The sequence below is a fragment of the Brevibacillus composti genome, from assembly GCF_016406105.1.
Lineage (GTDB): Bacteria > Bacillota > Bacilli > Brevibacillales > Brevibacillaceae > Brevibacillus > Brevibacillus composti.
This window is the reverse complement of the sequence record NZ_CP066308.1, coordinates 4,444,273-4,457,958: the sequence shown is the minus strand read 5'-3', so window position 1 is coordinate 4,457,958 and position 13,686 is coordinate 4,444,273. Positions and strand designations below refer to the sequence as shown.

The 13,686-nt window shown below is 51.8% G+C and carries 13 protein-coding genes; all 13 read left to right on the top strand.

What is annotated here, in order from left to right; translation table 11 throughout:
• The first annotated feature begins 569 nt into the window (after positions 1-569).
• The 13 genes from rpmH (at position 570) to JD108_RS22045 (ending at position 13,683) form a co-directional block, all read left to right on the top strand.
• Complete coding sequence (rpmH, locus tag JD108_RS22105) at positions 570-704, top strand: 50S ribosomal protein L34 (protein ID WP_198828040.1); 135 nt, start codon at positions 570-572, stop codon at positions 702-704.
• 379 nt (positions 705-1,083) lie between these two features.
• Entirely contained in the window at positions 1,084-1,452 is a 369-nt protein-coding gene (gene rnpA, locus JD108_RS22100) for a ribonuclease P protein component (protein ID WP_198828039.1), read from the top strand.
• Between the two features lie 6 nt (positions 1,453-1,458).
• Positions 1,459-1,686: a membrane protein insertion efficiency factor YidD gene (yidD, locus tag JD108_RS22095; protein ID WP_198828038.1), complete on the top strand. Its 228-nt coding sequence runs from the start codon at positions 1,459-1,461 to the stop codon at positions 1,684-1,686.
• 51 nt (positions 1,687-1,737) lie between these two features.
• Positions 1,738-2,496: a membrane protein insertase YidC gene (gene yidC / locus JD108_RS22090; protein ID WP_228728249.1), complete on the top strand. Its 759-nt coding sequence runs from the start codon at positions 1,738-1,740 to the stop codon at positions 2,494-2,496.
• Positions 2,493-3,122 (top strand): RNA-binding cell elongation regulator Jag/EloR, encoded by a 630-nt coding sequence (gene jag / locus JD108_RS22085; protein WP_198828037.1) that lies wholly within the window; start codon positions 2,493-2,495, stop codon positions 3,120-3,122. Before yidC ends, jag begins: the two co-directional genes overlap by 4 nt.
• Positions 3,123-3,882: 760 nt before the next feature.
• Entirely contained in the window at positions 3,883-5,259 is a 1,377-nt protein-coding gene (mnmE, locus tag JD108_RS22080) for a tRNA uridine-5-carboxymethylaminomethyl(34) synthesis GTPase MnmE (protein WP_198828036.1), read from the top strand.
• 72 nt (positions 5,260-5,331) lie between these two features.
• On the top strand, positions 5,332-7,230 hold the full coding sequence (gene mnmG / locus JD108_RS22075) for a tRNA uridine-5-carboxymethylaminomethyl(34) synthesis enzyme MnmG (protein WP_198828035.1): 1,899 nt from the start codon (positions 5,332-5,334) through the stop codon (positions 7,228-7,230).
• Positions 7,231-7,314: 84 nt separating this feature from the next.
• Complete coding sequence (gene rsmG, locus JD108_RS22070; protein ID WP_198828034.1) at positions 7,315-8,031, top strand: 16S rRNA (guanine(527)-N(7))-methyltransferase RsmG; 717 nt, start codon at positions 7,315-7,317, stop codon at positions 8,029-8,031.
• Positions 8,032-8,281: 250 nt separating this feature from the next.
• On the top strand, positions 8,282-8,839 hold the full coding sequence (locus JD108_RS22065) for an MgtC/SapB family protein (protein ID WP_228728248.1): 558 nt from the start codon (positions 8,282-8,284) through the stop codon (positions 8,837-8,839).
• 542 nt (positions 8,840-9,381) lie between these two features.
• Positions 9,382-10,233 carry a nucleoid occlusion protein gene (gene noc / locus JD108_RS22060; protein ID WP_198828033.1) on the top strand — a complete coding sequence of 284 codons (852 nt, stop codon included), beginning with the start codon at positions 9,382-9,384 and terminating at the stop codon, positions 10,231-10,233.
• A gap of 534 nt (positions 10,234-10,767) precedes the next feature.
• Positions 10,768-11,526 carry a ParA family protein gene (locus JD108_RS22055; RefSeq protein WP_198828032.1) on the top strand — a complete coding sequence of 253 codons (759 nt, stop codon included), beginning with the start codon at positions 10,768-10,770 and terminating at the stop codon, positions 11,524-11,526.
• Positions 11,523-12,365 carry a ParB/RepB/Spo0J family partition protein gene (locus tag JD108_RS22050; RefSeq protein WP_198828031.1) on the top strand — a complete coding sequence of 281 codons (843 nt, stop codon included), beginning with the start codon at positions 11,523-11,525 and terminating at the stop codon, positions 12,363-12,365. The genes JD108_RS22055 and JD108_RS22050 overlap by 4 nt, the downstream gene beginning before the upstream one ends.
• 157 nt (positions 12,366-12,522) lie before the next feature.
• Positions 12,523-13,683, top strand: coding sequence for an aminotransferase class V-fold PLP-dependent enzyme (locus JD108_RS22045; protein ID WP_198828030.1), 1,161 nt, complete (start codon positions 12,523-12,525; stop codon positions 13,681-13,683).
• Positions 13,684-13,686 lie beyond the last annotated feature (3 nt).

Genomic DNA, 13,686 nt, shown 5'->3' with positions numbered 1-13,686 from the left:
CAGAATCCCTCCTTTCGGGAAAGTACAAATATATAATAAAGAGAAAAGTGCGTACGAGAGAAAACGGGTATGAAATCAGCAGTTTCATGAATAAATCGACTGTGGATAAAAAAAGTCGAAAAAAAGGGATTCCTCTCGGATGTGCGCAAAGTAGTAGACATTATCCGCAAACTTGTGAATAATTTGATTCACAGAAGAGGAAAACTGTCCACAAACTTATCCACATGCTGTGGAAAACTGAAATGGTAGGTGGAAGTTATTCACGTTCCAAAACAAAAATATAATAACAAATAAAAGCTATGTCAGCAATGCTTTTTTCGCACTTATCCACAAACACAACGGATTGTATTCTGCACATATTCACACCCCTATATTTTGTGTACAAGCTGTAGATAATCCTGTCGAAATTTGCGAGTGTGGATAAATGGATATCCACAATTTTGGGAAATAGAGCCTTGGGGATATTTGCCGAGAATCTATGGAACGGGCTTTCTTGACTTTTTTAAAAAATCTCCTTATAATTTGAAAGTATGGTTTGAATGGTTTGTGAGGACGGAGGTGTTACAGGGATGAAACCATCTTTTAATCCAAATAATCGTAAGCGTAAAAAGGACCACGGGTTCCGCCAGCGTATGAGCACGAAAAACGGCCGTAAGATTTTGGCTGCCCGCCGTCGTAAAGGGAGAAAAGTTCTTTCTGCATAGGCCACAACATAAGTGGCCTTTTTTGCTGCATATCTGTCGGGAGGAATCCCCCTCATGCGCACGCTCCTTTGAAAGTGAAGCATGGGCTTCTTTGTCGTTTTGTTTGCTGAGACTTTTCGGGGGCCGATCCGTATTTAGTGAAAGTCCTGATCGTTTTGGCAGAGGGAGAAGGCGACTGGAAGGCTTGCCTAAAGCGGGATGGGGATTCCTGCCGACTTTTTTCATCAAGACGGGCAAAGGCATCCCTCATTTTCGCGAAAGATTGAGATGAACCGGAGCAATGGTGCCGTTTTTGGGAAAAAAGTGGTTGAAACAAGGATATACTGGTAGATGCTGCAAGCGTTTTCTACTATAATTATGATGTTAGGGGTTGTTTACCTTGCATCGTTCCCATCGGCTTAGGAAAAACGAGCATTTTCAAGAAGTATTTCAAAAGGGAAGCTCCGCTGCCAACAAGCAGTTTGTACTCTATTCCTGCAAGCAAGAGGGACAAGCAGCCTTTCGCGCCGGAATTTCTGTCAGCAAAAAGATTGGAAACGCCGTCATCCGCAATCGGGTGAAGCGAAAGGTGCGGGAGGCGATCTCTCGGCTGGAGAGGGCGATCCCGCCAGATATGGATGTGGTCATTATCGCGAGGCCGGGCGTGGAAGACATGTCCGTGGACGATATCGAGCAGTCCCTGATTCACGTCATGAAGCGGGCCAAGGTGATCAGACAGGCATCCGTACATAGCCATAAAAGAAGGTGAGCGGCCATGGGACGCGTTTTGATTTGGCTCATACGAGGATATCAACTGTTTGTTTCACCGTATAAGCCGCCGTCCTGCCGCTTTGCTCCCACGTGCTCCCATTATGCGTTGGAAGCGATTCGCCGCTTTGGGCCGTGGAAGGGGAGCTGGCTGGCCATTCGCCGCATTTTGAAGTGCCATCCCTTTCATCCGGGTGGATTTGATCCTGTACCCGAACACCGCAATCACGAATAGCAACAAGGAAGTACCACTGATAACCGAAACAGGGAAAAGGAGGACCATCCCTTGAAGAGACGCATCCTCAGCATATCGATGCTGGCCCTGCTGGTTTTAATCCTGTCGGGCTGTAATCCTCAAGCGGCGGCGCCAATCGGACCGGACGCGGAAGGAATGTGGGACAAGTACTTTGTCTATCCGCTGTCCTGGCTGATTCAGGAGAGTGCCTTGCTGCTGGGAGGCAGCTATGGCTTGGGCATTTTGGTAGCAACGATTATTATCCGGTTGCTCGTGCTCCCGTTAATGGTGAAACAAATCAAGAGCTCCAAGAAAATGCAGGAGCTGCAGCCTGAACTGCAGAAAATCCGCGAGAAGTACAAAAACGATCCGCAAAAGGCCCAGCAGGAAACCCTTCTGGTGTTTCAAAAGAACCAGGTCAATCCGTTGGCCGGATGTCTGCCTCTGTTGGTGCAAATGCCGATCTTGATCGCGTTTTACCATGCGATCATCCGTACGGAAGACATCAAGACGCACACCTTCCTCTGGATGTCTCTCGGCGAGAAGGATCCGTACTACATTTTGCCGATCATCGCTGCGGTCACGACCTATTTCCAGTCCAAAATGATGGGGGCCGTGGCACAGAGCAATGCACAAATGCAGATGATGATGATCATGATGCCGCTGATGATTCTGGCGATCGCCGTCACGCTGCCGTCCGCTCTGTCGCTGTACTGGGTATACGGCAACCTGTTTACGATCGTCCAAACCTATTTCTTGTATCGCGATACCAATAAATCACCTCGTCCCAAGGAGGGAGCCTCCAAGTGAAAAAGGTGGTAGCTACGGCTAAAACGATTGAAGATGCTGTGCAAAAGGCCCTGGAAGAGCTGTGTGTACCTCGTGAAAAAGTGAACGTTCGCATCCTGGAAGAGCCAAGCAGGGGGTTGTTTGGACTGATTGGTTCCCGCGATGCCAAAGTGGAAGTGGAAGTTCAGTATGATCCGGTGGATCAAGGGCTTGCTTTCCTGCAGGACGTGCTAGCAGGCATGAACGTGGACGCCAGAGTAGAAACGCGCCGCGGGGAAGAAGGCATGCTGTTTGACATTCAGGGTGCCAACCTCGGAATCATCATTGGCCGCAGGGGTCAGACGCTTGATTCGCTGCAGTATCTCGTAAACGTCGTAGCCAACCGCCATGCGGACAAGCACGTTCGGATCGTGCTGGATGCCGAGAATTACCGGCAGCGCCGCAAAGAAACACTGGAGCAGCTGGCCGAGCGGGTCACCAAAAAGGCCCTCTCGATGAAGCGCAGCGTCCGCCTGGAACCGATGTCGGCCGCCGAACGGAAAGTGATCCATTCGTTTTTGCAAAAGCGGGCGGATGTGGTTACGTTCAGTGAAGGTGAAGAACCGAATCGTTATATTGTGATTGCACCGAAAGAAGCCTCGTCGTAGGCTTCTTTTTTTTTGTCCTTTTTTTCTATAACTTGATTGCGTGGCTCTGGGGGCATCTTTCGGACGGAGCCGTGTGGGAAGAAGCGTGTTTCCCTGCTCAGCTCCACCTCAGTCCTGCGGGGAAGGGGAGACTGTCCGCTCCGAGGAGATTGGCGGGGGATCGCCAAAGCCGCCCAGCTCCGCGGTGTTTGCAGAGGTGGCGCTCCTTTTTCCCGCCAATTCCCTCTCCGCTAGGCTGGACATCACAGTCGCGCCGCAGGGAAACACGCTTCTTCATGGGGCATATGCGGATGCAAGGAGTGTAAGCATTTTCGGGACGAAGGAGAGGGAAAGAAAGAATCGGGGCAAAGCGATGCGGCTTTTACGCACCCCCGCCGGCAGCTGCGGAGCGGACAGTGGCGGCTCCCTTGCAGGGCGGAGAACGGAGCCTAGCATGGGAATATGCTTCTTCTCACGACAGTAACTCCCCAGGGAGCTTCGACCGCTTGCTTTTTCCATGCCACATGCTGACAACCAAGCATTCCGGCATCGCTGCAATCCACCTGTGGATAGTGGATAACGCCGCTCCTTCCGATTGGAGGGGAACCAAATCGAACATACTGTGGATAACATCAAAAAACAGGCAGCACGGCAACGATGTGGATAGATTGTTGAAAAAGTGTTTTTGGCTGATGCTTTTCTTGGAATTTTTCACAGGGTTCTGTTATGCTAATAAGTTAGTGGCTGACTCGTTTGTTTGGAAAGCAAGAGGTGAAATGAGATGGAATTTGATACAATCGCTGCTGTTGCGACGCCGATGGGAGAGGGTGGCGTCGCGATTATTCGGGTCAGTGGATCTGAAGCGATCGAGATTGTGGATACGATTTACCGCGGAAAGAAGAAGCTGTCCACTGTGGATAGCCATACGATACATTACGGACATTTGCATGACCCCAAGACCGGCGAACTGGTAGAAGAGGTTTTGGTTTCGGTGATGCGGGCCCCGCGCACATTTACGCGGGAAGACGTGGTGGAGGTCAACTGTCACGGAGGGATTGTTTCCGTCGAGCGGGTGCTGGAGCTGATTTTGGACAGCGGAGCCCGATTGGCCGAGCCGGGGGAGTTTACCAAGCGTGCGTTTTTGAACGGGCGCATAGATTTGTCCCAAGCGGAAGCCGTCATCGACCTGATTCGGGCCAAGACGGATCGTGCCATGAAGGTCGCATTGAATCAGGTGGAGGGACGATTGTCCCGAATGATTCGCAAGCTGCGGCAAAATCTGATTGAAGCGATGGCTCACATCGAGGTGACGCTGGATTACCCCGAGCATGATGTGGAGGATGTCACCCAGCAGCTGCTCATGGACAAGTGCCTGGAGGTAAAAGAGGAGATCGGCCGGCTGCTGCAGACGGCTTCGCAGGGGAAAATCTTGCGCGAGGGCTTGTCTACAGCCATTATCGGCCGACCCAATGTAGGGAAGTCTTCCTTATTGAACAGTCTGGTTCAGGAGGAAAAGGCGATCGTCACCGATGTGGCAGGGACGACCCGGGACGTGATCGAGGAATACGTCAACGTTCGCGGCGTGCCCTTGCGTCTGATCGATACAGCCGGGATCCGGGAGACCGAGGATATCGTGGAGAAGATCGGGGTCGAAAAATCGCGCCAGCTCTTGCAAAAGGCGGATCTGGTTTTGCTCGTGCTGAATTACAATGAACCGCTGACCCAGGATGATTATAATATTTTTGAAGCAGTCAAAGGTTTTCAGGCCATTTTAATCGTCAATAAATTCGACCTGCCGCAGCGCATCGATCTGGAAGAGGTCAAGCGCCACTTCCCGAACCAGCCGTTGATCATGACTTCGGCCAAAGAGGAGACAGGCATCGATCTCTTGGAAAAAGCGATCGCGGACACCTTCTTTTCCGGCCGTGTCCAGCAGGATGATCTCACGTACGTCAGCAACGCCAGACATATTCGCTTGCTCCGCCAAGCCGAACAGGCGACCGATGAGGCGATCCGCGGCATCGAGGAGCGAATGCCGATCGACATGGTGCAGATCGACATCAAAAAAGCATGGGAACTGCTTGGTGAAGTGGTCGGCGAGAGTGTCGGCGAGGATTTGATTGATCAGATTTTCTCTCAATTTTGTCTGGGGAAATGAGTTCATCTTCCTTTATTAGCAGGACAACTGAGAGACGGGAAAGACCCACACGCACCCGAAGGAGGAGAATGTATGATACCAACCTATGAAGCGGAATCGTTTGACGTCATCGTCATTGGTGCCGGCCACGCAGGCAGCGAAGCAGCCTTGGCCACCGCACGGATGGGGTGCAAGACACTGCTGTTGACCATTAATCTGGATTCCGTCGCGTATATGCCTTGCAACCCGTCTGTAGGCGGCCCGGCCAAGGGTCACGTCGTCCGGGAGATTGACGCGCTGGGCGGAGAAATGGGGAAAAATATCGACAAAACGCATATTCAGATGCGTCTTTTGAATACCGGAAAAGGACCGGCTGTACACGCCCTGCGCGCACAGGCTGACAAAGTGGCGTACCAGCAAGAGATGAAAAAGACGATAGAAAGCACGCCCAACCTGATACTGCGGCAGGCTATGGTCGAAGAGCTCATCGTCAACGACGGCGTCTGTGAAGGCGTGATCACGCAGACAGGGGCGATGTACAAAGCAAAGGCAGTCGTCCTGACGACAGGGACCTATCTGCGCGGAAAAATTATTCTGGGCGACCTGCAGTACGAGAGCGGCCCCAATAATATGCGGCCGTCTGTTCGGCTTGCCTACCATCTGAAAGAGCTGGGCTTTGACATGGTGCGCTTTAAAACGGGCACGCCGCCGCGCGTGCACAAAAGCAGCATCGATTTTTCCCAGATGGAGATCCAGCCCGGTGACGACGTACCGCGCGCGTTTTCCTATGAGACGACAGAGTTTATCATGGATCAGCTCCCTTGCTGGCTGACGTATACCAATGAGGAGACGCATCATCTGATCAACGACAACCTGCACCGGGCGCCGATGTATTCCGGTACGATCGAAGGCAGGGGCCCGCGCTATTGCCCCTCCATCGAGGACAAGATCGTCCGCTTTAACGACAAGCCGCGCCACCAGATTTTCCTGGAGCCGGAAGGGCGGCATACCGAAGAAATGTACGTCCAGGGGTTGTCTACCAGTATGCCGGAGGAGATCCAGCTTCAGATGCTGCGTTCGCTGCCCGGGATGGAGGAGGCCCGGATGATGAGGCCGGGATACGCCATTGAATACGATGCGATCGTTCCTACCCAGCTTTGGCCGACCCTGGAGACAAAACGGATCGAAGGCTTGTTTACCGCAGGGCAGATTAACGGCACCTCCGGCTATGAGGAGGCTGCCGCACAGGGCTTGATGGCCGGGATCAATGCCGCCCGCAAAATTCAAGGGAAACCGCCAGTGATCCTCGGGCGCGAGCAGGCTTACATCGGTGTATTGATCGACGATCTGGTGACCAAAGGAACCAGCGAGCCTTATCGCCTGCTTACCTCTCGTGCGGAGTACCGCCTGCTTCTGCGGCATGACAATGCGGACCTGCGGCTGACCGATCTCGGCTATGAAATCGGCCTGATCAGCGAGGATCGTTATGGGCGTTTCTGCCGCAAACGTGAACTGATTGAGCAGGAAAAAGAGCGCATCCTAAGCACGCGCGTCCGTCCCGATATGGAAGAGGTTCAGGCTGTGCTGCGCGAGGCCGGCTCTCCGGAATTGACCGAGGTCATCGATCTGGCGCAGCTGTTGCGCCGTCCGGAAATCACCTACGCGCATATTGCGCAAATGATGCCATCGCCACAGCCGCTGCCGGAGGATGTAACCGAGCAGGTGGAGATCCAGATCAAATACGATGGCTATATTCGCAAGTCCTTGCAGCAGGTGGAACGGATGAAGAAGATGGAGGAGCGGCGGATCCCCGAGTCCCTGGATTATCACCAGATTACCGGGATGTCCAAAGAGTCTCGCGAAAACCTGAGCAACATCAGGCCGCTTAACATCGGTCAGGCGTCCCGCATTTCCGGCGTGAATCCTGCCGATATCTCCGTTCTGATGGTCTATCTGGAGCATTACAATCGAGCGGGTGCCGTTGCCGAATAACCAGACGGCGGGCTGCCGGAGGGGAACGTCAACAATAAGCCGGCAGCACGTGGTTTGAGCCGGTTGGAATAAGGGGTACAGCGTATGAACAAGGAACAGTTTTCCGAAGCATTGGCGTCCAAAGGGATCATGCTCTCGGAGCGCCAGCAGGAGCAGTTTCAGACCTATTTTCGGCTTTTGGTGGAATGGAACGAGAAGATGAACCTGACTGCAATCACCGAGGAAGAACAGGTGTATAACAAGCATTTTTACGACTCGTTAACACCCGCCTTTTTCTTTTCCTTTGATCAGGTGGAAAAGGTAGCAGACATCGGGGGAGGTGCGGGCTTTCCCAGCATTCCTTTGAAGATCGCCTTCCCCCATCTGCGGATGACGATCATCGACTCATTGAACAAGCGGATGAATTTTTTGCAGCATGTGGCAAGCGAGCTGGGGTTGGAGAATCTCTCTCCCGTCCATGGCCGGGCGGAGGAGCGGGGGCAGGATCCAGCCTATCGGCAGGCGTTTGATTTGGTGGTCGCCCGCGCTGTCGCCCGGTTGAATGTGCTCTCCGAATACTGCCTGCCGTTTGCGCGCGTAGGGGGACATTTTATCGCGCTCAAGGGCGCAGATCTTGCTCCCGAGTTAAACGAAGGAAAAAAAGCGATTAAACTCTTGGGCGGCAAGACCAAACAGGTTGAAACTTTCCAACTGCCCGAGGATGCAGGCGAGCGCAATATCGTGATCATTGAAAAAGTGGCGAGTACACCCAAGGGGTACCCACGAAAAGCAGGAACTCCCGCAAAAAAACCGCTAATTTAACGGACGAACGGTTTTCCGGCGGTCTTCCGACGGACGGATCGGGAACTTTTGCGGAATTTTCCGGAAAGGCTGTGGCATTTGCTATAGCCTTTTTTGGGCGTAAAAATGCATGGAAAGAACCGCACCGGCACTCTGTTTTCTTTCATCAGACATATAATCATTTCCTCGTTAGCATACAAGTAACTATGGCAGGTTCATGATAAGGTAATGGACGTTGTCTGGAAGTTCAGTTTGTGAAAAGAGGATGGTGATGGAAATGTACACTGCTTTTACCACTTTTTTTCCGCCGGAGCTGCCAACGATCTTGCTTCGGTTGTTTCTGGCTTTTATTGCAGGAGCTGTCATGGGAATCGAACGGGAACGTTTCATGAGGGGAGCCAACCGTCAGCGGGGAGCTGGCTTCCGCACCTATAGCCTGGTTTGCTTCGGTTCCTGCTTGTTTGGTTTGGCCTCCATTTACGGATTTTCTTCCAGCGGGATGAATAACGACCCCGGTCGGGTCGCGGCTCAGGTAGTGACGGGTATGGGCTTTCTCGGAGCGGGTGCGATTATCAAATACAATGGAAATGTAAAAGGCTTGACCACCGCCGCGGGGATGTGGGTCGCTTCTGCGATTGGCTTGATGTTTAGCGCCGGCATGTACATTTCCGCTATTTTAGCTGCTTTTTTCGCGTATCTGACCCTAGACTTTCATCGGCTCTTTCCCCATCTTTTTCAGTTCAACAATGATTCTGGGGATAACGATGAAGATGTCTTGTCCGAAGATGAACGAAAAGAGCACGGGAAGTATCGGGATCAGGACGATTAATCAGAGATGTTTCACGTGAAACACCGTTTTCCAAAGCAGGAATTATCTCCTTCGTGAAGAACTATTTCTATACAATCAAAGAGAGATAAGTTGTTGCTTTTATCACGATTCAGGTTGAAAACCTCCAGGTTGGAAGAGAAAGTGTTCGGCGATCGCGCGATCTGTCGCTGCCTCGCCGATCCTGCTCATCCTGGCATGCTATGAAAGGTTCGCGACATGAAGGTGTTCAACATCTATCTTTGGAAGGGAACCATTTCACAAGTCTTTCTCTCGAAAAGGACGAGCATCGCCGGATGTTGCTTACAGACGAAATGTAGCTGGCTACGCGGTGACAAGGGCTTTCAAGCGGGGCAGCCAGCTTGATCTCACGGTAGACGAAGGAGGTAGCCTATCTGCCGGAGCTGGCAGCTGGCAGCGCAAGCCGCCAAGGATTCGTCGACAACAACCCAGCCTGGAGCGGATGCAGACTGAAATGAGTAGTTGTTTATGGACAGGGTAAGCAGACAACGGCTTATGGAACGGTTGGAAGTGGGGGAGTTTAGATGGCAGTGAAGGATTCGTTTTCTCGTATTTTCGGGTTGACGGACAAGACAGACAGTGAGGAGATCAGGCAGATCCCGGTCGATGAGATCGTACCTAATCCCTATCAGCCGCGAACAGTTTTCGACGATGACAAAATCGATGAACTCTGTCAGACGATTCGGACGCACGGTTTGATTCAACCTATCGTTGTACGGATAAGGAATGATCGATTTGAGTTGATCGCCGGAGAGCGCCGCTGGCGTGCTACGAAAAAGCTGGGCATGGAAAAAATCCCGGCCATCGTCAAGGATTTTAATGATACGCAGACGGCATCGATCGCATTGATTGAAAACCTGCAAAGGGAAGGGCTGACGGCTATCGAAGAAGCGGTCGCCTACCAAAAGCTGATCGACTTGCATGATCTCACACAAGAGAGCTTGGCGCAGCGTTTGGGCAAAGGCCAATCGACCATCGCCAACAAGCTCCGTTTGCTCCACCTGCCTCAAGAGATTCAGGAGGCATTGCTGGCTCGGCAACTGACCGAGCGGCATGCGCGGGCCCTGATTCCGCTGAAGGACCGGGAGCTTCAGCTAAAGGTTTTGCAAGAAATCCTGGAGCGGGAGTGGAATGTCAAGCAGACAGAGACAAGAGTCAAGCAACTGCTGGAAGCATCAGAAAACCCGAAAGCAGAAAAGGAATCCCGGCCGAAGTGGAAGGCCTTTTCCAGAGATACGCGAATCGCGATCAATACCGTTCGTCAATCGATCGATATGGTCTTGCAAACGGGCCTTCATGTAGAGACCGACGAGGAGGATCACGATGAGTTTTATCAATTTACGATCCGCATTCCCAAGCGGAGGGAAGGCAAGTAAACCATAACCAGCCTGTCGTGGGACTCTTCAGGCAACTTCGCCGACCGGAAACGTTTGCAGGGATCCGAAAAGGCTGCCATGTTTTGTGGGCTATTGTTTTTCTACAAGGACAGACGAAGAGGATAGCTTTCGCAATAGCAGAAAAGCGGTGGCAACAGAGCCGCCTTTCTTTTTGACAAATCCCCCTGGCTTGCTTCGTACGGCAGCTCGTGAAGAGCATACCTACCGTAAGCTGGATCCAATTTGTCGCGGGTATGGTCATGGCGAATGATCGATCACCCAGCATGCATGTATCGTCCCAAATTTTTCACGGTACGCGCGATGAATGAAGCGGGGTATACCAAAAGAACAGAAAAGAGGCGCCGGGAGAGTGCCTTTTTTCCACTTATCCGCAAGCTGCTTCCGGATGGGGAGGCAGCGGCGGTCTGTTCAACCATGCAATTGGGAAATATTTCGTTTCCAAAAAACAGGGTACGGAGCAAAGCAAATCTGGTAACATGTTTAGTAGATTGGTGTAAAAATGAGGTGGAGAAGTTGGGTAAAATCATTGCGGTAGCAAACCAGAAAGGTGGAGTAGGCAAGACGACCACGTCCGTGAATCTTAGTGCATGCTTGGCTTCGCTTGGGAAAAAAGTGTTGCTGGTCGATATCGATCCCCAGGGAAACGCCACAAGCGGAGTTGGCATTAATAAGGCGGACGTCCGTTATTGTATCTACGATGTGCTGATAAATGACATCAGTCCGGTAGATGCCACTTTGCCAACTGAGATCGATGGTCTGATGATCATCCCTGCTACCATACAATTAGCGGGTGCAGAAATCGAGCTAGTCCCAACCATCTCTCGTGAGGTTCGTCTGAAAAAGGCACTGGAAGTGGTCAAGGATAAGTACGATTACATCATCATTGATTGTCCGCCATCGCTCGGTATTTTGACAGTAAATTCTTTGACCGCCTCTGATTCCGTGTTGATCCCGATTCAATGTGAATACTATGCGTTGGAAGGTTTGAGTCAGCTGCTGAATACGATCCGGCTGGTACAAAAACACCTGAATTCCCAACTGGCCATTGAGGGTGTCGTTCTGACCATGCTGGATGCGCGAACCAATCTGGGATTGCAGGTTATTGAAGAAGTGAAAAAGTATTTTCAAGAAAAGGTATATAAAACCATTATTCCCCGCAATGTGCGGTTAAGCGAAGCTCCTTCTCATGGTCAAGCCATCATATCGTACGATCCACGCTCACGGGGTGCGGAGGTATATACCGACTTGGCGAAGGAAGTGGTAGGGGTATGAGCAGAGGACTTGGAAAAGGTTTGAATGCGCTGATTACGTCTAACATGATTGAAGAAGAGGAACATGTATCCGAGATACAGGTTTCCGATATTCGTCCGAATCCGTATCAACCGCGAAAAGAGTTTGACCCCACGGCGATTGAGGAGCTGGCTCAATCGATTCAAGAGCATGGCATTATCCAGCCTTTGATCGTGAGAAAAAGCATCAAAGGTTATGAACTGGTAGCGGGCGAGAGACGGCTTCGCGCCGCCAAATCGCTCGGTCTGAAAAAGGTCCCGGCGGTCGTCAAAGATTACACCGATCAGCAGCTGATGGAAATCGCGCTGATCGAAAACCTGCAGCGCGAGAACCTGAATCCGTTGGAAGAAGCGGAAGCCTATGAAAAGCTCCTCAGCCATCATTCCTACACACAAGAGCAGCTTTCCAAAAAAGTAGGCAAAAGCAGGCCGCATGTCGCCAATATGCTTCGCTTGCTGCAGCTTCCCGAGAGCATCAGAAAAATGGTATCGGCTGCACAACTTAGCATGGGACATGCCCGTGCATTGCTCTCTGTGGAAAAGGAACCGCTTCAGCTTCAATTGGCCCAGGAAGTCGTGAAAAAGGGGCTAAGCGTGCGCCAGTTGGAGGAGTTAGCGAAACAGGCGAGTGTTTCACGTGAAACAACGAAAAAGAAACCGCTAAAAAAAGAACCCCAGTTGATACAGATCGAAGAACGATTAAGAAGCAGACTGGGGACATCTGTGAAGATTAAGAAAGGAACCAAAAGAGGGAAAATCGAGATCGATTTTTACTCTCAGGAGGATTTGCAGAGAATCCTCGAAATTTTTGAGCAAGACTAATACAAAAGCGGGAGCAACAGCGATCAGTTGACTCTTGTAAAGAAGAGAGACAAAGACAATGGCGGCTGTAACGGAGGATTTGTCGCCCCCGGAGATGGTCCGCCTAAGTCATGGACAGCATGGCAGGGTATGATACCTGCAGGACAAGGAGGAAATCATGCGCGTGATTTACCTGGACAACGCTGCGTCTACATGGCCCAAACCCCCTGAAGTAAAGGAGAAGATGGCAGATGCCATTGAAAACTTTGCTGCCAATCCAGGGCGCGGCGGACATGCATTGGCGATGAAAGCAAGCAAGGCCGTGTTCCGGACACGGGTGGAGCTGTCGCGGTTGTTTGGGATTCAAAACCCGAATGACCTCTTTTTTTATCTGAATGCGACACAAGCTTTAAATCAGGCAATCAAGGGTTTGCTGCAGGAGGGGGATCACGTCATTACTTCCTCCATCGAGCATAACTCGGTCCGCAGGCCTTTGGAATACATGGCCCGCACGAAAAAGATAGAGATCACTTATGTGGAGCCGCGCGGGGACCAGCTCTACTACGCGGAGGATTTTGAGAAGGCGATCAGGCCAAATACCAGGCTGCTGGCAGTTAGCCATGCGTCCAATCTGACGGGAGTGATTCTGCCGATCGCAGAGCTGGGAGAGATCGCGAAGCGTCATCAGGCATTGCTCTTGGTCGACGCCTCGCAGACAGCCGGCGTGTTGCCCATTCATGTCGAAGAGATGCAGATTGACATGCTCGCTTTTCCCGGACATAAAGGACTCTATGGTCCGCAGGGGACGGGGGGATTGTACGTCCATCCTTCCATCGATCTGGAGCCTTTGATTCACGGAGGCACGGGAAGCCAATCGGAAGCCGTCGACCAGCCGACGACAAGGCCGGATCGCTATGAGAGCGGGACGGTTAATACGGCCGGTCTCGCCGGATTGCAGGCGGGAGTATCCTTTGTTTTGGCAAAGGGTGTGGACCAAATTCACGCCCACGAGTGGAAGCTGACGAAGAAAACGATCGAAGGGCTTGGCCAAATCCCGGGGGTAGAAGTATACGGGCCGGGAGCAGAGGTGGAGCGTGTAGGCGTTATTTCCTTTAACATCGAGGGAGTAGACGCCTCGGAGGCATCCTTTATTCTGGACCAACAATACGGTATCGCGACTCGCGCAGGCTATCATTGTACCCCGCTTGGACATCAAACGGCGGGAACGGAACAACGTGGGGCAGTGAGAGTAAGTTACGGAGTATTTAATACAGAACAGGACGTGGAAGCACTGTTGAACGCGGTACGGGAAATCGCATCCGCCTTTCAGTCTTCATGATTC